The sequence below is a fragment of the Streptomyces sp. RGM 3693 genome (assembly GCF_050471125.1).
GTDB lineage: Bacteria > Actinomycetota > Actinomycetes > Streptomycetales > Streptomycetaceae > Streptomyces.
In genome coordinates, this window is record NZ_JBMPPQ010000005.1 from 153,071 (window position 1) to 172,078 (window position 19,008).

Here is a 19,008-nt window from a genome sequence, read left to right on the forward strand (position 1 = left end):
GGTGGGATGTGCGGATGCGAACCCCCACACGCATAGTTTCACCCTCGCCCCCACCTTCCCACCGGGCCGCCGCTTCCGGTTCCGCTTCCGAGGCCGGCGACCAGCCCCACATAGCCGGGCGCCCGGACGATCCGCAGGGTGACACCAGAGAACTCCAACCGGTCAATCCGTACGCGGACCTGGCCGATCTCGCCGACCCGGAACCGAGCCCGGAAGCGGGAGCCCCGTCCGGAGCCCGGTCGGGAGCGCAGTTCGGACCGCAGTCCGGAGCGCACTTCGGAGCACAGTCCGGAGCGCAGTCGAGCGGCCACGGGGACGGCCTGGAGCTCGGGGCGGAGTACGCCCCCTCGCCCCGGCAGCGCGGCTACCTCAACGAGCGGGACGACGACCGCGACGATCCGCTGGGCCTGGGCCTGCGCTCGGACGACGAGGACGACGCGGACGCCTGGTCGCCCCCGAACCACCGGAAGCTGAAACGGGGCATCAGCCGCTTCGCGGCCGTTCCGCGCACGCTGAAGCTGCTGGTCGCGCTGGCGGCCTGCGCGGGGACGCTGGCCCTCGCCGACCGGTTCGCCGTGCTGTACGCGCAGAACAAGGCCGAGGAGCAGGTGAAGGCCGCCCTGCACCTGCACGCCCGGCCCGAGGTGGACATCCACGGCTTCCCCTTCCTCACCCAGGTCTTCGACAAGCAGCTCGAACAGGTCGACGTGGTGATCCCGGACGTCGCCGCGGACCGGGTCTCGCTGGCGAAGGTGGAGGCGACCGCCCGGAACATCCGGCTCGACGGCGATCTGCCGACCGCCATCAAGGGCGCGACCATCGGCGAGATGCACGGCAGCGTGCTGCTCGCCTTCGACGATATGAACCGCGAACTGGGCGCCTCCCAGGTGAAGTTCAGCGGGGTGGGGCGCAATGGGGTGCGCGCCGTCGGCGAACTTCCGATCGCCGGACACACCTTGCGCGTACAGGCCGAAGCCCGCATCCAGCGCAACGGCGAGCGGGGGATCTCCACGGACATCGGGCAGATGCGGCTGGACATCGGCGACATGGCGGTCTACCGCCCGGGCACCGGCAAGGAGGAGGGCCTGCGGCTGACCCAGAAGGGCGCCGCCGAACTCAGCCGGCAGGCCGCCAAGGTCAAGGCGATGCTCAGCATTCCGGCCATCGCCGAGCGGATCGGCATTCCCCGCGAGTACATCGACGCCGCCCTGCGCAGCGACGACAAGCTGCACGACCTGATCGGCTCGCCGCGCTTCGTCCATCAGCTGATGAACGTCAACCTCGTCGACGTGGTGATGGAACACCCCTGGCTGCTCCAGAAGGTCGGCATCGACGCGAAGATGCTCGGCGCCCTGACCGAGCTGACGAAGCCTCAGCTTGCCGACCGTCTGTCGCTCTCCTTCCAGCTCCCCAAGACTCCGGGCGATGTGCGGCTGCGCAACATCACCGTGGAGAGCGACGGCATCCACGCCGATCTCACCGGCTCGAACCTGCCGTTCGGCGACGCCGCGAAGGGGAAGTAGGGCCCGGGGAGGGGCAGCAGGGCCCGGAGGCCCGGGAGGGGAAGCAGCGCCCGGGAGGCCCGGGAAGGGAAGTAGCGCCCGGGGTGGGGCACCGGGCCTATGCCTCCGACGCCCCCTTCTTCCCCGGAGCGGCCTGCTCCCTCGGATCCGCCTGCTCCCGCGGAGCGGTCCACTCCCCGGGGGCGGCCTTCTCCCCCGGGCCGGTCTCCTGCCGCGACGCCGCCGCCCGACCCGGCGCGGCGCCCGTGCCCCCCGGTATGTCCGGGGGCGGGGTGGGCGCGCCCGGCAGGGTCAGCAGGGCCTCCGTGCCGCCGCCGAGGGCGTTCCGCAGGCGTACGCCGCCGCCGGACTGCTCCGCCGTGCGGGCCACGATGGACAGGCCCAGACCGCTGCCGGGGAGGCTGCGGGCGGAGGGGGAGCGCCAGAAGCGTTCGAAGACGTGGGGGAGTTCGTCGGGCGGGATGCCGGGGCCGTGGTCGCGGACGGTCAGCGCACCGCCGGCCAGCCGGACCTCGACCGTGCCGCCGGACGGGCTGAACTTCACCGCGTTGTCCAAGAGGTTGACCACCGCGCGTTCCAACGTGGCCGGCTCGGCGCGGACGTACCAGGGGGCGAGGTCGGCGGTGATGGTGAGCGACGGGCCGCGCAACCGGGCCCGTTCGAGTGCGGTGCCGACGATGTCGTGGAGGGCGACCACACGGAGCGCCGACGCACCGCCGGAGCCCGTCTCCGGTGTGCGGGAGAGCACCTGGAGGTCGCCGATCAGCGCCGCCAGCTCTCCCATCTGGGCCTTCACCGACACGAGCAGGGCCTCCTTGTCCGCGGGCGGGATCTGCCGGCCGGAGCGCTCGCTGCGCTCCAGGAGGTCGATGTTGGTCCGCAGGGACGTCAGGGGCGTGCGGAGCTCGTGGCCAGCGTCGGCGATCAGCTGCTGCTGGAGGTCGCGGGAGGCGGCCAGCGCGGCGGTCATCGCGTTGAACGACCGGGACAGCCGGGCGATTTCGTCCTCGCCGTCGGTGGGAATCCGGATGGTGAGGTCCTGGGTACGGGCGACGTGCTCGACGGCGGCGGTCAACCGGTCGACCGGTTTGAGGGCCGCCCGGGCCACCCACAGGCCGGCGGTCGCCGCGCCCAGCACCCCGACCCCGGCGACGACCAGCAGCACCAGCGCGAGCTGGTTGAGCGGGTCGGTGACCTGGTCCATCGGCGCGGCCACCGAGATCGCCAGGCGGTTGCCCTGGGCGTCGGCGATCGGACCGCGGTAGGGGACGGTCGAGACCCGCATCTCGGCGCCGTTCTCGTCCTTGGCGGTGTGGACGGCGCTGGCCAGCCGCCCGTCGGCAACCTCCTGGTCCACGCGCTGCGCGCGGATGGGCGCCTTGTTGGGCGAGGTGCAGACGTAGCCGCCCGGGGAGACCAGCTGGATGGTGTACGGCGTGGGCTGGAAGCGGACGTTCAGCGGGCTGCCGGCGCAACGGGCGCTGATCGCCTGGACGTAGTCGGAGTTCACCTCGACGGTGCTCAGGCTGGTGTCGAGCTGCTCGGTGAGCCGGTCCCGGGTGATCAGCCAGCAGGCGGCGGCCGACAGCGCCACCGCGACGGCCACCGCGACCGCGATGAGCAGTGCCAGCCGGGAGCGGAGCGGCAACTGGTGGAACCTGGTCAGGCCGAAGGAGCCGCCGGACGGGCCTGCTCCGCCCGGGCCCTGGGCGTCCGCGCTGCCGTCGCCGACGGGGCCGCCGCCGAAGCGAGCCGCGCCGCCCTGCGGGCCGGCCGCGCCGTGCGCCTCACGGGCGTGCGTCTCATGGGCGTGCGTCTCGTGGGCGTCGTCGGTGCCGCTCATTCCGCGCCGCCCTCCAGCCGCAGCACATAGCCCACCCCGCGCACGGTGTGGACCAGCCGCGGTTCGCCGCCCGCCTCGGTTTTGCGGCGCAGGTACATCACGTAAACGTCCAGGGAGTTGGAGGTGGGCTCGAAGTCGAAGCCCCAGACGGCCTTGAGGATCTGCTCGCGGGTGAGGACCTGCCGCGGATGGGCCAGGAACATCTCCAGGAGCGTGAACTCCGTGCGGGTCAGCTCGACGGGGCGGTTGCCGCGGGTGACCTCGCGGGTGGCGAGATTCATCCGCAGGTCGGCGAAGGTCAGCAGCTCGCTCTCGTCGGGCCGGGGGGTGCCGGCCGCCGTGGCGTAGGAGCTGCGGCGGAGCAGGGCGCGGATCCGGGCCAGCAGTTCGTCCAGCTCGAAGGGCTTGACGAGGTAGTCGTCGGCGCCGGCGTCCAGGCCGGTGACCCGGTCGCCGACGGTGTCCCGGGCGGTCAGCATCAGGATCGGGACGGTCACCCCGCCCGCCCGCAGTCGGCGGGCGGCGGTCAGGCCGTCCATCCGGGGCATCAGCACGTCCAGCACGATCAGTTCGGGGTCGTAGGCGGCGACCTTCTCCACCGCGTCCAGACCGTCGACGGCCTGCTCGGTCCCGTACCCCTCGAAGGCGAGCGAACGCTGGAGCGCCTCGCGGACCGCGGGCTCGTCGTCGACGATCAGGATGCGGGCGGGGTGATCACCGTGCTCGGCGGGGCTCATGTGCGTGACTACCTCGGATTGCGTGACGAACGACCGACTGGACCTTTCCTGGCTTCAGACTGACACGGATACCGCACCGACGGACGCCCTGTGGACAACCGCCTGTGGACAACCGCCGCCCGGCGACGGCCCCGCCCGGAGGCCGCCCGGGAGACAGCCCGGGGCCCCGCGTCCGCAGACCAGCCGCAGACCAGTCAAAGACCCGCCGAATTCCGCTCGGACCCCGCTCGGACCCCGCTCGGCCCCTGCGCGAACCCCGCTCAGACCCCGCTGTTCCCGCCGCCGCTGCCCCCGCCGCGCAGCGCGTCGAGGTCGGCCTTGACGGTGTTGATCGGTATCGCGAAGCCGAGGCCGACACTGCCCGCCTGACTGCTGTCCGACGAACTCGGCGAGTACATGGCCGAGTTGATGCCGATGATCTGTCCCTGCATGTTGATCAGGGCGCCGCCGGAGTTGCCCGGGTTGAGCGCGGCGTCGGTCTGTATCGCCTTGTAGGTGGTCTTGGACGAGCCGGTGTCGCCGTTGTACTGGTTGCCGCCGAACTCGAACGGCCAGCCGCCGCCACCGAAGGGGCCGCGGCCCTGCCCCTGGTCCTGGCCCTGCCCCTGGCTCTGACCGTCCTCCTTGGGGACCGAGACATCGCGGTTGAGCGCCGAGACGATGCCGCTGGTCACCGAGCCGGTGAGACCCTCCGGCGAGCCGATCGCGACGACCGGGTCGCCGACCACGAGCTTGCTGGAGTCACCGAGCACCGCGTGCGTCAGCCCCTTGCCGCCGTCGACCTTGATCAGCGCCAGGTCCTTGCCCGGGTCGGTGCCGACGACCGTCGCGTTCTTCTTGCTGCCGTCACTGAAGGTGACACTCACCTTGCGCGCACCGGCCACCACGTGGTTGTTGGTGACGATCTCGCCGCTGCTGGTGATCACCACACCCGAGCCGGTGGACTGGCCGCCCGACGTTCGCGCCTGGATCTCCACGATGGCCGGGCTGACCGCCTTGGCCACCCCGGCGACCCCGGTGCCGCCGCCGGTGTTCTGTCCGGCGTTGACCAGCGGAGTGGAGACGCCACCGGAGGTGGTGTTCTGCTGCGTGGCGCTGGCGATCAGCGCCGCGCTGCCGCCGCCGATCAGGCCCGAGGCCAGGGCCACCGCCGCGATCAGCGCGATCGGCCGCCGGGCCCGGCGCCGCGGCTCCGGCGCGCCGGCTCCGCCCGCGTCCGGCATGCCCGGCGTGTACGGGGGCGGCGGCGGTACGTCGCCGCGCGCCCGGTCCGCGCCGTGGTCGCTGCTGTGGCCGGTGCCGTAGGAGTACGGCCGGTCCTGGGGCATGTCATCGCCGCTGCGGCGGTAGCTCTCGGTCATAACCATGACTCTGCGGCCCCTGCATGAGAACCGTCTGAGAACGCCCTGAGAGACCCGGCAGAAGTGGGTATGCCCGGTATAAGGACGCCCCGTTCCGCCCCCCGGTCCGGCCTCGTTCCCACCCCCGGTCCGGCGCCGTTCAGCGGCTGGGCCCGCTCAGCCCCCGCACCCGCACGACCGCCGCACCACCAGCCGCGACGGGAACTGCCGCAGCCGCTCACGGCGCGAGCCGACCACCCGCAGCCCGTCGTCCAACACCAGGTCGACCGCCGCCCGGGCCATCGCCTGCCGGTCCGACGCCACCGTCGTCAGCGGCGGATCGGTGAGCCCGGCCTCCTTCACGTCGTCGAAGCCGGCCACCGCCAGCTCGCCCGGGACGTCGATCCGCAGCTCGCGGGCGGCCCGCAGCACGCCGATCGCCTGGTCGTCGGTGGCGCACATGATGGCCGGCGGCCGGTCCGGCCCGGCCAGCACGCCCAGCGCGACCTGGTAGGCGTCGTAGCGGTTGTAGGGCGACTGGAAGTAGCGCCCCTCCGGCGACCGCCCGGACTCCTGCATGGCCCGCCGCCAGCCCTCCACGTGGTCGGTGACCGGGTCGCCGGACTTCGGGGTCTCCTCGGTGCCGCCCAGGAAGGCGACGTACTCGTGGCCGTGCTCAAGGAGGTGCCGGGTCGCCAGCTGGGCGCCCCAGATGTCGTCGGTCATCACCGCGACGTCGTCGATGGCGTCCGGCCGGCGGTGCAGCAGCACCACCCGGGCGTCCCAGGCGTCGATCTCCGCGGCGGCGTGCTCGCTGGGGCCCTGGCTGATCAGGATCAGCCCGGCCACCCGCATCCCGAGGAACGCGCGGAGGTAGTGGACCTCGCGCTCGTCGAGGTAGTTGGCGTTGCCGACCAGCACCATCTTGCCGCGCTCGGAGGCGGCCTGTTCGACGGCGTGCGCCATCTCCGCGAAGAACGGCTGCCGGGTGTCCGGGACGATCAGACCTATGAGGTCGGTACGGCGGGACGCCATCGCCTGCGCGACCCGGTCGGGCCGGTAGCCGAGCTCCTTGATAGCGGCGAGCACCCGCTCGCGCGTGGCCGGGGCAACCGGCCTCGGTCCGTTGTTGATGACGTAACTGACGACGGCGGTGGATGTCCCCGCCAGTTTTGCCACATCATCCCGCGTCACCTTGGCCACGCGCGGCAGTCTACGCGGGTGGTCCTACCGGCGGGCAGGCTGTGTAGCGGTGGATCCGGCGCCCGACGAGGACGAACGCGTGGGCGCCCGCCCGTCGGCCGGCTCACCCCCGTCACCGTCCTTCGCCGCCTTCGCGGTGCCGCCCTGGACCTTGGCCTCCGCGGCCGCCCGCTCCACCTTCTCCGGCACCACGAAGCGGTAGCCGACGTTCCGGACCGTGCCGATCAGCGACTCGTGCTCGGGGCCGAGCTTGGCGCGCAGCCGCCGGACGTGCACGTCCACCGTCCGCGTACCGCCGAAGTAGTCGTAGCCCCACACCTCCTGGAGGAGCTGGGCGCGGGTGAAGACCCGGCCCGGGTGCTGCGCCAGGTACTTCAGCAGCTCGAACTCCTTGAAGGTCAGGTCCAGGACCCGGCCCTTCAGCTTGGCGCTGTAGGTGGCCTCGTCCACCGAGAGATCACCGGTGCGGATCTCCGTGGGGCCGTTGTCGGTGGTGATCTGCTGGCGGCCCATCGCCAGCCGCAGCCGCGCCTCCACCTCGGCCGGCCCGGCGGTGTCCAGCATGACGTCGTCGATGCCCCAGTCGGCGGTGACCGCGGCCAGCCCGCCCTCGGTGACCACCAGCACCAGCGGACAGCCGGGCCCGGTGGACCGCAGCAGCTGGCACAAGGACCGCACGTGCGGAAGGTCGCGGCGGCCGTCGATCAGTATGACGTCGGCCCCGGGGGTGTCGATCAGGGCCGGGCCCTCGGCGGGGGCCACCCGGACACTGTGCAGCAGCAAGCCGAGCGCCGGAAGCACCTCCGTCGATGGCTGGAGAGCATTGGTCAGCAGCAGAAGTGAACTCACTTCCGACCACCTACCCGGTTTCCGGCGAGCTTCGTCCTGTGCGGCTCGCTGTCCTGCACGCTTCGCTTGCCCATGACGTCTGGTTCCTCCTCGGTCCCTGCGACGGGGGCACCACCCGGCTAGGCCGGGGGAGTCTGCGGCACTGCTTCGTACGGGGTGCTTCCGCTCACACTCTCTGCGTGCGTGAAAGCACAAAAGGACCCGGGGGCGACGCTGCCCGGATCCTTCTTGCCCAGCAGAATAGCTCACATGAGTTGCGGACCCGAGGCCGATTTTGCACGTTCTTGTGTTCCGTCGATCACTTCGAGTGGTCACCGGGCGATCCTGTTGACGGACGACGGCGTCCGTATCGAGGCCGCCCACACCCCCCGGAATCCGCTTCCCGAAGCGCTTTCCGCGCCCTCGCCCGGGCCCTTCCCCGCCCCCTCGACCGACCTCGCCATCGTCCTCGCGCACGGCTTCACCGGCTCCCTCGAACGGCCCGCGCTCCGCCGCGCAGCCGCCGCGTTGTCCCAGCATGCGGACGTGATCACGTTCTCCTTCCGGGGGCACGGCGGCTCCGGCGGCCGCTCCACGGTCGGCGACCGCGAGATCCACGACCTGACCGCCGCCGTCCGCTGGGCCCGCTCCCTGGGGCACCGCCGGATCGCCACCGTCGGCTTCTCCATGGGCGGCTCGGTGGTCCTCCGCCAGGCCGCCCTGCACGGCCGGCAGCGGGCGGATCACGGGCGGGGGGAGCACGGGGAGCGCACCGATGCGTCCCCCGATGTCGTCGTCGCGGTCAGTGCGCCCGCCCGGTGGTACTACCGGGGCACGGCGTCGATGCGGCGCCTGCACTGGGCCGTCACGCGCCCCGCCGGACGCCTGGTCTCCCGCGTCGGCCTCCGCACCCGCATCCACCCCGACGACTGGGACCCGGTGCCCCTCTCCCCCACCGAGGCGGTCCCCCTGATCGCCCCGACCCCGCTCCTCCTCGTCCACGGCGACCGCGATCCCTACTTCCCGCTCGACCACCCGCGCATGCTGATGTCCGCCGCCGACCCCGCCACCACCGCACTCTGGATCGAACCGGGCTTCGGGCACGCGGAGAACGCCGCGGGGCCGGAGCTGCTGCGGCGGATCGGGGCGTGGGTGGTGGCGCGGGCGGCCTGACGTCACCCGGCCTCGGCGTCCCCGGCGTCCCCGGCGGGCTCGTCCTCCTCGTCGTCCACCGGCGGTTTGTGGGCATGGATCCGGTTCTGGACGCGGATGGCGGTTTCCCGCAGCTCCTGCCACTGGTCGAGGTCGTCGAACACCGGGGAGGTGATGCCCTGGCCCAGCTCGTCCAGCTTGATCAGCGCGCTCTCCGCCCCCGCCAGGGCCCGGGCCAGCTCCCGGATCTGCTCGGCGATCCGCGTGCCGAGCGGCACCTCGGCCGCCGATCCGGAGCCCGCCGGCGAGCCGCCCTGCCCGGCGCCGGCGCCCGAACCTCCGGACGGCCGCCCCGCCCCCTGCCCCGCCGCCGACCCGCCGGACGCGAGCGCCGGAGCGGACGGCCGGGCCGCCTCGATCGTGCGCGTGGCCCGCGCCACGTCCGACGCGTGGACCACGTCCCACTCCAGCAGGGGCTCCTCGTCGTCGCCGACCCGGCTGATCCGGTCCGGGGCGCCCAGGTCCACCTTGACGTGCTGGTACCGCGCCGCTCCCGGGTCCTCCTCCGGCAGGCCGAGATCGTGCCGGGAGCTGGCGTTGCGGGGCATCCGCCCTGACTCGAACCGCTGGGCGGCGAGCGCCAGCGTCCAGAGCCCGAGCTCGTTGCCCTCCCTGGCCAGCCCGCCGACGACGACATGGGCATCGGCGCGGAACGGCACCTTGCCCGGTTCCCGCTCGGTCCCCAGGGACGATCCGACGTTGCTGGTCAGCAGCTTGTCCGCGATCAGGGCGGTGCCGCCCGCCAGGGCCAGCGTGCAGCGGGCGTCGAGGTCGCCGGCGAGCGCGGGCCCGACCAGACTGGTGAAGTCGTCGGTCGGCACCGGGACCCAGTTGCCCTTCAGGACGTCGGCACACAGCACACCGCCGTTGGTCCACGCCTTGCGCGCCTGGGTGAGCGCGGTCTTCTTCTTCGAGCGCCAGGGCTGGTCCACGACGGGACCCAGCAGACCGGCGTAGCCCTTCGTGGACATCCGGCGCTCGTTCTTGATCTCTTTTGCCCGGCTGTGGAGTTCGGCGAAGAGATCGGGCCTGGTCAGGACGTGCAGCAGGGAGACGGCCCGCCACAGGGGGGTCTGCGGGATCCGGGGGTCCTTGAAGACCACGGGGGTGTCCGCGGCCGGACGGCGCCCCACCGCGAGCGCGTAGACCTCGCCCAACTCCTCCTCCTTGCCCCACTCGCGGGCCCGGGTCTGGACGACGAGTTTCAGGGCGCGGCTGGCCACTTCGAGGTTCTGCGCCGTGGCGTCCCACGGTTTGAACTCCACGTGCACCGAGGCCAGGATCGAGCGCAGCGCGTCGTCGAAGACGTCAGCGGCCGGGAGCGCGCCGCTGGTGTGCGCCCGCACCCCCACCGCGATGTGCGCCGGCACGACGAAGGTCTGGGCGATCTGGATCGCCCGCCGCGAGGGCTGCTCGCCGGCCGCCTCCTTCGTGAACTCCTCCCGCAGCAGCTCCCGTTTCCGCTCCCGGCCCAGCCCCCAGCGCTGGGTGCGCGGCTTCAGCGGCGCGTTGGCCGGCTGCGGGAGCTCGGCGACCAGCGTCTCCATGGCCAGCGTGGCCGCCTCGTCCTTGACCGCGCCCGGGCCGGCGAGCACCTTCCAGGCGCTGGCCAGCCGCGTGATGCCGTCCCGGGCGACCAGGACGTGCACCGACTCCGTGTCGTCCGCGAAGTCGAGGACGACGGGGTGGACGATCAGCGCCCGGGTCACCCGGCGGGCCAGGATGGACTCCTCGTAGGAGTTCATCTGCAGCGTGGCGTGGACGGTCTGGTGGATGTGCTTCCGCAGGTGGTCCAGATCGCGGTAGCGGTAGCGCAGGAACGCCTGCGGGCGGCCGTCCTCCGCCGTGCCGGAGACCTGTGGGTCGTCCACGTCCAGCACCTGCTGCCCGGTCCGCGGCTGGATGCCGGGGAACAGTTCGGAGAGCCAGACCCGGGTGTGCACGGACCGGAGCGTGGCCCCGTCGACGTGTTCCTCCAGCAGCAGGCTGCCGTCCGAGTCGCCGGCGCCGCGGAGTTGCAGGGCGACCAGCTCCGGGGCGACCGAGGCCCGGGCCACCGCGTACCAGGCGTCCTCGGGGAGCGTGGCGAGGCCGCTCTCCCGCCCGTGTTTGACGAGTTTGGCCCGGGCGTCGGTGTCCGAGCCTTCGGGCAGTTCCCCCGCCACGTCGGAGACCAGGACCTGCTCCCTGCCCCACTCCACCGTGATCGGCTGCTGGACCTCTGACTTCGGCATGGACCCTCCGTCGTGATGGGCTGATCGGGCGTTCTGGGGTGATCGGGGGACGGGACCGCTCGTCACAGCGCGCCGGGCCCGTCCGCGGTCGGCAGCGCGGTGCCGAACCAGTCGTGCATGAAGGCGCGTTCCGGGCGCTTGGCGACGCTCTGGTACGCGGCGAACGCGAGCACGTCGGCGGCCTGGAGGAAGTAGTTGAGCCGGGCGGACAGGAACACCGGGTCGCCCTGGATGCGCCGGTCGGCGTCCGGCAGTTCGCGGTGGGCTCGGATCAGGGCGCGCTCGCTGCCGTCGCCGTCGAGGACGACCACCGCGTGTTCGCCCGATGCGGCGAGCCGGGCGTTGGTGCGCGCCAGCCAGGCCCGGTACAGGGCGGGGCGGTCGCGTCCGTAGTCGTCGGTCGCGCGGTGGACGGCGGTCACCTGGGCCCCGGGCAGCTCGGCGATGACCTGGAGTTGACGGTGGATCACCGCGCGGCAGTTCGTGAGGTGGGCGGCGCGGGCCGCCGGACCGGGCAGGTCGGGGCGGTAGACGTGCCGGCCGCGTCCGGCGACGAGGTCCTGGGCGTGCAGGGAGGCGTCGACCGGAATACCCAGGTCCGTCTCCAGGGTGGCCCGGAAGGACATCAGTGCGCGCTTGGCGGCTTCGAGCTCGTCCAGCCGGAGGGACAGCGCGGCGAAGGCCGTGAGCGTGCGGGCGTCGCCGCCGTCGTCGACGTAGACCAGCCGCACCGGTGCGGCGGAGTCGCTGGTGGCCATGGAGGCCCACTCCATACGGGCGCGCTTGCCGGGACCGCCGTCCGGACGCCATCGTCCGGACTCCCTCTCCCGCTGCCGCGAGGCGTGGCAGGCACCCTCTCATCACCACGCACAGGCTCCGCCCGGCGGTCGTACGGGAAATGCCGCACTGCGGAGGATCAGCCCTCGTACGAGGCGCACACTCACCGCAAGCGACCTGCCGCTTCAACTCCCTTACGGGCAGCGGCTTCCAGGCGATCCTGAAACCCCCACGTCACGGTGCCGTCGGAGGGCACGGTGCCGTCGTGCGTCACATGCGCCACACACCCTAGTGGCACGGCGGTGTGATCTTCACAGCATTCTCCGCGTCGCGGGGAATCCCGCAACGGGGCGGCGGGCGGCGGGAGTTGTGGCCCGGCCCGCCGCCCGTGCCCTACTCGGCCTCCACCACCGCCTCCGCGAACTGGGCGGCGTACAGGCGGGCGTAGGCGCCATCGGCGGCCAGGAGCGTGTCGTGGGTGCCCTGTTCGACGATCGAGCCGTTCTCCATCACCAGGATGACGTCGGCGTCGCGGATGGTGGAGAGGCGGTGAGCGATGACGAAGCTGGTGCGGCCGGTGCGGAGTTGGGCCATGGCGTGCTGGATGAGGACCTCGGTGCGGGTGTCCACCGAGCTGGTGGCCTCGTCCAGGACCAGGATGGCCGGTTCCGCGAGGAAGGCCCGGGCGATGGTGATGAGCTGCTTCTCGCCCACCGAGACGTTGTCGCCCTCCTCGTCGATGACGGTGTCGTAGCCGTCGGGGAGGGTGCGGACGAAGCGGTCGACGTGGGTGGCCTTGGCCGCCGCGACGACCTTGTCGAGGGAGGTGCCCTCGGGGGCGCCGTAGGCGATGTTCTCGGCGATGGTGCCGCCGAAGAGCCAGGTGTCCTGGAGGACCATGCCGATGTTGCCGCGCAGCTCCTCGCGGGACATCTGGGCGATGTCCACGCCGTCGAGGGTGATCCGGCCCCCGCGCACCTCGTAGAACCGCATCAGGAGGTTGACCAGGGTGGTCTTGCCGGCGCCGGTGGGGCCGACGATGGCGACGGTCTGACCGGGGCGGACGGCGAGCGAGAGGCCGTCGATGAGCGGCTTGTTCTCGTCGTAGCGGAAGGAGACGTCCTCGAAGGCGACCCGGCCGGTGACCTGCTCCGGGCGGGCGGGGCGCGCGGGGTCCGGGTCCTGCTCCGAGGCGTCGAGGAGTTCGAAGACCCGCTCGGCGGAGGCGACGCCGGACTGGACGAGGTTGGCCATCGAGGCGACCTGGGTCAGCGGCTGGCTGAACTGGCGGCTGTACTGGATGAACGCCTGGACGTCGCCGATGGACAGCGCGCCGGAGGCGACGCGCAGGCCACCGACCACGGCCACCAGGACGTAGTTGAGGTTGCCGATGAACATCATCGCGGGCTGGATGATGCCGGAGATGAACTGGGCCTTGAAGCCGGCGGAGTAGAGCGCCTCGTTCTGCTCGCGGAAGAGCTCGGCGGACTCCTTCTGCCGGCCGAAGACCTTGACCAGGGAGTGGCCGGTGTACATCTCCTCGATGTGCGCGTTGAGCTTGCCGGTGGTCTTCCACTGCTGGACGAACTGCGGCTGGGCGCGCTTGCCGACCTTGGTGGCGACCACGACCGAGACCGGCACGGTGATCAGCGCGACCAGCGCCAGCAGCGGCGAGATCCAGAACATCATGGCCAGCACGCCGACGATGGTCAGCAGCGAGGACACGATCTGGCTGAGGGTCTGCTGGAGCGTCTGCTGGATGTTGTCGATGTCGTTGGTGGCGCGGGAGAGCACCTCACCGCGCTGCTGCTTGTCGAAGTAGCTCAGCGGCAGCCGCGCCAGCTTCTCCTCGACCTGCTCGCGCAGCCGGAAGACGGTGCGCTGGACCACCCGGGTGGCGATCCGGGCCTGGACGAAGCCGAAGACGGCGGACCCTGCGTAGATCAGGGTGACCCAGAGCAGGACCGTGCCGACCGCGCCGAAGTCGATGTGGGGGCTGGGGGCCACCGGCATGCTGGCGACCAGGTCCGCGAGCCCGCCCTGGCCGTGCGCCCGCAGTTGCTCGGCGGCCTGCGCCTTGGTCAGGCCCGCGGGCAGATGGCGGCCGACGATGCCGGCCATGATCAGGTCGGTGGCCCGGCCCAGCACCTTGGGTCCGACGACGGTCAGCGCCACGCTCAGCACGCCCAGCAGCAGCGCGGCCGCGATGATGCCGCGCTCCGGCCGCATCTGGGCCAGCAGCCGCTTGCCGGAGCCCTTGAAGTTCAGGGACTTGTCGATCGGGCCGCCCATCATGCGGGCCATCGGGCCGGCACTGGGGGCCGGGCCGCGGCGGGGCGCCGAGGCGGGGGCGTTCTCGGCGGTGCCGGCGGGCGCCCCCTCCGGGGCCCGGTCGGCGGCCGGACCCTGCTTGTCCGCGGTGGTCATGCCGCCTCCTGCTCGGTGAGCTGGGAGAGCACGATCTCCCGGTAGGTCTCGTTGCCGGCCATCAGCTCGTGGTGGGTGCCGGTGCCCACGATCCGGCCCTCGTCGAGGACCACAATCCGGTCGGCGCCACGGATCGTGGAGACCCGCTGGGCGACGATCACCACGGTGGCCCGGTCGGTCTCGTCGGCCAGCGCGGCGCGCAGGGCCGCGTCGGTGGCGTAGTCCAGGGCGGAGAAGGAGTCGTCGAAGAGGTAGATCTCCGGTTTGCGGACCAGGGCGCGGGCGATCGCCAGCCGCTGCCGCTGGCCGCCGGAGACGTTGGCGCCGCCCTGCGCGATCGACGCCTCCAAGCCGCCCTCCATCCGCGCCACGAAGTCCTGGGCCTGGGCGGTCCGCAGCGCCTGCCACAGTTCCTCGTCGGTGGCGTCCGGATTGCCGTAGCGCAGGTTGCTGGCGACCGTCCCGGAGAAGAGGTACGGCTTCTGCGGCACCAGGCCGATGACGGAGGCCAGGGTCTTTGGGGCGAGGGTGCGCACGTCCACGCCGTTGACCAGGACGGTGCCGCCGGTGGCGTCGAAGAGCCGTGGCACCAGCCCGAGGAGGGTGGACTTGCCGGCGCCGGTGGAGCCGATGACGGCGGTGGTCTCGCCGGGGCGGGCGAGCAGGGAGATGTCCTTGAGGACCGGCTGCTCGGCACCAGGGAAGCGGAACTCCACGTTCCGGAGCTCCAGTTCACCGTGTCGGTGCAGCACGGTGACCGGCTCGGCCGGCGGGGTGACGCTGGACTCGGTCGTCAGCACCTCCTGGATGCGCTCGGCGCAGACCTCGGCGCGCGGCAGCATCATCACCATGAACGTCGCCATCATGATCGACATCAGGATGTACATCAGGTAGCTGAGGAAGGCCGTCAACGCCCCGATCTGCATCTGCTCGCTGTCGATGCGCAGCCCGCCGAACCACACCACGGCCACGCTGGAGAGGTTCACGATCAGCATGACCAGCGGGAACATCATCGTCATCAGCCGGCCGGCGCGCATCGAGATGTCGTACAGATCGGTGTTGGCCCCGGCGAACCGCTCGCGCTCGTAGCCGTCCCGGACGAAGGCGCGGATGACGCGGATACCGGTGATCTGCTCGCGCAGCACGCGGTTGACGGTGTCGATGCGCTTCTGCACCCCGCGGAACAGCGGACGCATCCGGCGCACGATCAGTGCGACGAGGATCCCGAGGACCGGGACGATGACCAGGAGGAGCGCCGACAGCGGCACGTCCTGATTGAGCGCCATGATGACGCCGCCGACGCACATGATCGGCGCCGAGACCATCATCGTGAACGTCATCAGGACCAGCATCTGGACCTGCTGGACGTCATTGGTGGTCCGGGTGATCAGCGAGGGCGCGCCGAAGCCGCCCATCTCCCGGGCGGAGAAGGACTGCACCCGGTCGAAGACCGCGGCCCGGACGTCCCGGCCGAGCGCCATGGCCGTGCGGGCGCCGAAGTAGACCGCGCCGATCGCGCAGACGATCTGCAACAGCGTCACCGCGACCATGAAGCCGCCGACGCGGAAGATGTAGCCCGTGTCCCCCGGCACGACACCGCCGTCGATGATGTCCGCGTTGAGGTTCGGCAGATAGAGCGTCGCCAGCGTCTGGATCAGCTGGAGCAGGACGATCAGGGATATGGAGCGCCTATAGGGCCGCAGATGCGCCCGCGCGAGTCGGACCAACACACGCCGGAGCCTATGCGAACACTTGCCTTCGGCAATCGAATTTCTCCGAACCGTGTAGGAATCGGCCCGGACCGCCACAAGTCTTTACCCGAACTTGCCCGGATTCGGGCCGGCCGTCGCGTACGCCATCATGGAGGCGGCAAGAGCCCCCGACATGAAGAGGCCGCCGTGACAACAACTGGCACCGTGCGCTACTGGGCCGCGGCCAAGGCCGCCGCCGGTGCGGCAGAGGAGCCGTACGCGGCGGCCACGCTCGCCGAGGCGCTGGACGCGGCGCGCACCACGCACGCCGCGAACCCGGAGTTCGCCCGCGTCCTGCTGCGCTGCTCCTTCCTGGTGGACGGCGTCCAGGTCGGCTCCCGCGATCATGCGCAGGTGCCGCTGTCCCAGGGCGGCACCGTCGAGGTCCTGCCGCCGTTCGCCGGAGGATGAGCAGAGGGTCATGAGCGACAACCAGCCACAGCACCCCCACCAGAACCCGTACGACCCGTACGCCCACCCGTCACCCGACCACCACCCCCCAACGGCGCCGCTACACGGCGACACCTCCCGCTACGCTCCCGCGTCACCCGACCACCCCTCGCACCCCGGGTACGACCCGCACCCCGGGTACGACCCGCAGACGGCCTACGGCACCCCGTACGGGCAGCAGCCCTACGACCCCTATACGCAGCAACCACACCAGCAGCCCGCGCAGCCCCAGCAGCCCTACGGGTACGAGGCGTACGGGCAGCCGCAGCACCAGCCCGCCGCCGCCTACGGGCAGGACGGCTACGGGCAGGACGGCGGCTACGGCCAGGACTCCTTCGGGCAGGACGGTTACGCCGCCCCGGTCCCGGCCCCGCACCAGGACGCCCACCACGGAGCCCACCAGGGCGCCTACGGGACCGCGCACGGCACCACCGCCACCGCCGAGCCGGTGCCGGCCGACCCCCCGGCCGCCGACGCCACTGCGTCCGGGCCGGCCACTGCGTCCGGACCGACCGCCGCGCCGGCCCCCGCCGCGCCGCTCAAGCCCCACCAGATCGCCCGCGCCGAGGGCCGCTCGCCGATCATCCCGCCCGGGATCCAGCCGGCCGCCCTGACCGCGCTGCTCGCCCTGCTGCTGGCGCTGGCCGCGCCGGTCGCCCACTCGGTCCTGGCGGTCCCGGTGGTGCTCCTCCAGGCCGTCACCGCCGCCGGCTGGTTCCGGCTGAACGGCATGTGGCCGGCCCGTCAGGGCATCGCGCTGGCCTTCCTGGGCGGTCTGGCCACCGACGCCGGGCTGCTCGCCACCGCGCGCGAGGACGCGCCCCTGGTCGCCATCGGCACGCTCGGCGTGTGGTGCCTGCTCGTCCTCGTCCTCCAACTGCGCAACCGCGGCAGCGCGGACGAGCGGATGTACGCGCTCACCGCGGGCCTGACCTCGTCCGCGCTGGCGGTGCTCGCCTCCGGCCACCTGGCCGCCGACCCGGACGCGGTGGTGGTCGGCGCCGCCGCGGTCGCCCTGGCGACCCTGGCCCGGGCGCTGCCGCTGCCCGGCCCGGTCTCCCTGGTGCTCGGCCTCCTGGCGGGCGCCGGTGGCGGTATCGCGGCCGGACAGCTGACCGGCATGGGGACCACCGGCGCGCTGCTGGGCCTGGCCGCCGGCGGCTGCGCCCTGATCGGCCTGCGGGTGGCCAGCTACGACTACCCCTCCCGCTTCGTGCACATGACCGCGGGCGTCGCCCTGCCGCTGGCCCTCGCCGGCCCGGCGGTCTACGTCCTGGGCCGGGCCCTGGGGTAGCCCCGGACCCGGGCTCGCCACTCAACGCCGCGGCGGCCGTACGGAGCGCAGGGTTCTGCGCTCCGTACGGCCGCCGCTCCCGTTCTGCCGACCGGGTCGTCTAGGGTTCCCGGAACGCGGGCTGGGGGCTCGCGGGTACCGGATGGAACGAAACCGGTCGGGGCGGACCCCGGCCGGCGGTGACAAGTGGGGGTAGTTGTTCGATGCGCGCACTCAAGGTGCTGCTGGTGCTCGTCGTCATATTCGGCGGGCTGTTCGTGGCAGCGGACCGCGTGGCGGTCAATCTCGCCGAGAGCAAGGCCGCGGACAAGCTCCGCAGCATGCAAGGGATCACCTCGACGCCCGAGGTCTCCATCAAGGGCTTCCCGTTCCTGACCCAGGTCGCCGGGCGGAACCTCGACGAGGTCGACGCCGACCTCGACCACGTGGCGGCCCGTTCCGAGGGCCGCACGCTGACCCTCAAGCACCTCTCGGCGCAGTTCCGCGACGTCGCGCTGACCAGCGACTTCACCTCCATCGAAAGCGCCGCCTCGGCCAGCGCCACCGCCGAGATCAGCTATGCGGACATGACCAACGCGGCCGGCGGCGGCGTCAAGATCTCCTACGGCGGCGAGAAGAACGGCCACCCCCAGGTCAAGATCTCCCCGAACGTCCCGCTGCTCAGCTCGTTCGACGTCACCGGCACGATCAACATCGTCCACGGCGACACCGTCCAGGTGCGGGCCGACACCATCCCCGCGATGTGCCGGGCGCTCCCCGGCTGCGAGAGCAAGGTGCGGAGCCAGACCGACCACGGCTGGAAGCTGGACCAGCTGCCGGGCAGCCTGAAGCTGGAGAAGGTCACCACGACCGCGCAGGGCATCACGGTCACCGCGTCCGGCACCAACGTGAAGCTCACCGGCTGACCTGCCCCGACGGGTGGCGGACCGCCCCACCGGACCACCACCCGTCCACACCCTGAGACACCCCGGTCCGCACACCAGACCCCCCACCTGCGCCGGCGCCCCGACGGGCGGCGCGCACCCATGTTCCTGGGCCACGTATCCCACATCGCGGACAATCACATCTCGGTATTTGACACACCGGTGACATGCCGCGCTCTCCGTCCCTACGATCGGAGCCATGCAGAGCGCATTGAGCGGTCTCCTTCCTCGGGGACAGGCGGTACTGACGAAGCGGCGGGCAGTCGACCTGTGCCGCGTCGCCGCCATGCTCTGTCGCCCTGCCTGACGGGCTGTTCGCTCCCGTCGCCCCGGCCGGCCGCCCCCTTAAGGCCGCCCCTCACGAGTCCCCGTACAGCGCCGCGCTCCCTCACCGCGCCGCGCCGTCCGGCGTACCCGTGGGACCCCTCGAAACCGCCCCCCGCAACTGCCCCGGAGGAGAGAAGAA

15 protein-coding genes are annotated in these 19,008 nt (G+C 72.2%); 6 read left to right on the top strand and 9 right to left on the bottom strand.

Going from position 1 to position 19,008, the window contains the following annotated elements:
• The first annotated feature begins 14 nt into the window (after nt 1–14).
• Nucleotides 15–1,523 carry an LmeA family phospholipid-binding protein gene (locus tag ACO0M4_RS40105; RefSeq protein WP_430376213.1) on the top strand — a complete coding sequence of 503 codons (1,509 nt, stop codon included), beginning with the start codon at nt 15–17 and terminating at the stop codon, nt 1,521–1,523.
• A 97-nt stretch (nt 1,524–1,620) separates the two neighbouring features.
• On the opposite strand, the gene ACO0M4_RS40110 is transcribed toward ACO0M4_RS40105, so the two are convergent.
• The 5 genes from ACO0M4_RS40110 to ACO0M4_RS40130 all read right to left on the bottom strand — a co-directional run bounded on the left by ACO0M4_RS40110 (nt 1,621) and on the right by ACO0M4_RS40130 (nt 7,495).
• On the bottom strand, nt 1,621–3,366 hold the full coding sequence (locus tag ACO0M4_RS40110; protein WP_430376214.1) for an ATP-binding protein: 1,746 nt from the start codon (nt 3,364–3,366) through the stop codon (nt 1,621–1,623).
• Nucleotides 3,363–4,103: a response regulator transcription factor gene (locus ACO0M4_RS40115; RefSeq protein WP_430376215.1), complete on the bottom strand. Its 741-nt coding sequence runs from the start codon at nt 4,101–4,103 to the stop codon at nt 3,363–3,365. Before ACO0M4_RS40115 ends, ACO0M4_RS40110 begins: the two co-directional genes overlap by 4 nt.
• Nucleotides 4,104–4,363: 260 nt before the next feature.
• On the bottom strand, nt 4,364–5,464 hold the full coding sequence (locus ACO0M4_RS40120) for a S1C family serine protease (RefSeq protein ID WP_430376216.1): 1,101 nt from the start codon (nt 5,462–5,464) through the stop codon (nt 4,364–4,366).
• A 156-nt stretch (nt 5,465–5,620) separates the two neighbouring features.
• Nucleotides 5,621–6,646, bottom strand: coding sequence for a LacI family DNA-binding transcriptional regulator (locus ACO0M4_RS40125; protein WP_430376217.1), 1,026 nt, complete (start codon nt 6,644–6,646; stop codon nt 5,621–5,623).
• Between the two features lie 24 nt (nt 6,647–6,670).
• A complete protein-coding gene (locus ACO0M4_RS40130; protein WP_430376218.1) occupies nt 6,671–7,495 on the bottom strand; it encodes a response regulator transcription factor in 825 nt (274 codons plus the stop codon).
• A gap of 249 nt (nt 7,496–7,744) precedes the next feature.
• On the opposite strand from ACO0M4_RS40130, the gene ACO0M4_RS40135 reads away from it, so the two are divergent.
• Nucleotides 7,745–8,647, top strand: a complete 903-nt coding sequence (locus ACO0M4_RS40135; RefSeq protein WP_430376219.1) for an alpha/beta hydrolase family protein — start codon at nt 7,745–7,747, stop codon at nt 8,645–8,647.
• Nucleotides 8,648–8,649: 2 nt separating this feature from the next.
• Here the strand turns inward: ACO0M4_RS40135 and ACO0M4_RS40140 are convergent, their stop codons facing one another.
• The 4 genes from ACO0M4_RS40140 to ACO0M4_RS40155 form a co-directional block, all read right to left on the bottom strand.
• Nucleotides 8,650–10,920: a hypothetical protein gene (locus ACO0M4_RS40140; RefSeq protein ID WP_430376220.1), complete on the bottom strand. Its 2,271-nt coding sequence runs from the start codon at nt 10,918–10,920 to the stop codon at nt 8,650–8,652.
• A 62-nt stretch (nt 10,921–10,982) separates the two neighbouring features.
• On the bottom strand, nt 10,983–11,678 hold the full coding sequence (locus tag ACO0M4_RS40145) for a DUF3800 domain-containing protein (RefSeq protein WP_430376221.1): 696 nt from the start codon (nt 11,676–11,678) through the stop codon (nt 10,983–10,985).
• A gap of 412 nt (nt 11,679–12,090) precedes the next feature.
• A complete protein-coding gene (locus ACO0M4_RS40150; RefSeq protein ID WP_430376222.1) occupies nt 12,091–14,124 on the bottom strand; it encodes an ABC transporter ATP-binding protein in 2,034 nt (677 codons plus the stop codon).
• Nucleotides 14,121–15,854, bottom strand: coding sequence for an ABC transporter ATP-binding protein (locus tag ACO0M4_RS40155; protein ID WP_430376223.1), 1,734 nt, complete (start codon nt 15,852–15,854; stop codon nt 14,121–14,123). The genes ACO0M4_RS40150 and ACO0M4_RS40155 overlap by 4 nt, the downstream gene beginning before the upstream one ends.
• Nucleotides 15,855–16,040: 186 nt before the next feature.
• On the opposite strand from ACO0M4_RS40155, the gene ACO0M4_RS40160 reads away from it, so the two are divergent.
• From ACO0M4_RS40160 to ACO0M4_RS40175, 4 genes are all read left to right on the top strand, one after another.
• Nucleotides 16,041–16,286, top strand: coding sequence for a MoaD/ThiS family protein (locus ACO0M4_RS40160; protein ID WP_430376377.1), 246 nt, complete (start codon nt 16,041–16,043; stop codon nt 16,284–16,286).
• Nucleotides 16,287–16,296: 10 nt separating this feature from the next.
• Entirely contained in the window at nt 16,297–17,619 is a 1,323-nt protein-coding gene (locus ACO0M4_RS40165) for a hypothetical protein (protein ID WP_430376224.1), read from the top strand.
• A gap of 203 nt (nt 17,620–17,822) precedes the next feature.
• A complete protein-coding gene (locus ACO0M4_RS40170) occupies nt 17,823–18,524 on the top strand; it encodes an LmeA family phospholipid-binding protein (RefSeq protein WP_430376225.1) in 702 nt (233 codons plus the stop codon).
• Between the two features lie 217 nt (nt 18,525–18,741).
• The gene (locus ACO0M4_RS40175) at nt 18,742–18,849 is read left to right on the top strand and encodes an Ms5788A family Cys-rich leader peptide (RefSeq protein ID WP_390027098.1); all 108 of its coding nucleotides are present in this window, start codon (nt 18,742–18,744) and stop codon (nt 18,847–18,849) included.
• Nucleotides 18,850–19,008: the final 159 nt, after the last annotated feature.

Coding starts and splice junctions, on each gene's coding strand:
- ACO0M4_RS40105 (WP_430376213.1), top strand. CDS start 15: ATGCGAACCCCCACACGCATAGTTTCACCCTCGCCCCCACCTTCCCAC.
- ACO0M4_RS40110 (WP_430376214.1), bottom strand. CDS start 3,366: ATGAGCGGCACCGACGACGCCCACGAGACGCACGCCCATGAGACGCAC.
- ACO0M4_RS40115 (WP_430376215.1), bottom strand. CDS start 4,103: ATGAGCCCCGCCGAGCACGGTGATCACCCCGCCCGCATCCTGATCGTC.
- ACO0M4_RS40120 (WP_430376216.1), bottom strand. CDS start 5,464: ATGACCGAGAGCTACCGCCGCAGCGGCGATGACATGCCCCAGGACCGG.
- ACO0M4_RS40135 (WP_430376219.1), top strand. CDS start 7,745: ATGAGTTGCGGACCCGAGGCCGATTTTGCACGTTCTTGTGTTCCGTCG.
- ACO0M4_RS40140 (WP_430376220.1), bottom strand. CDS start 10,920: ATGCCGAAGTCAGAGGTCCAGCAGCCGATCACGGTGGAGTGGGGCAGG.
- ACO0M4_RS40145 (WP_430376221.1), bottom strand. CDS start 11,678: ATGGCCACCAGCGACTCCGCCGCACCGGTGCGGCTGGTCTACGTCGAC.
- ACO0M4_RS40150 (WP_430376222.1), bottom strand. CDS start 14,124: ATGACCACCGCGGACAAGCAGGGTCCGGCCGCCGACCGGGCCCCGGAG.
- ACO0M4_RS40165 (WP_430376224.1), top strand. CDS start 16,297: ATGAGCGACAACCAGCCACAGCACCCCCACCAGAACCCGTACGACCCG.
- ACO0M4_RS40170 (WP_430376225.1), top strand. CDS start 17,823: ATGCGCGCACTCAAGGTGCTGCTGGTGCTCGTCGTCATATTCGGCGGG.
- ACO0M4_RS40175 (WP_390027098.1), top strand. CDS start 18,742: ATGCAGAGCGCATTGAGCGGTCTCCTTCCTCGGGGACAGGCGGTACTG.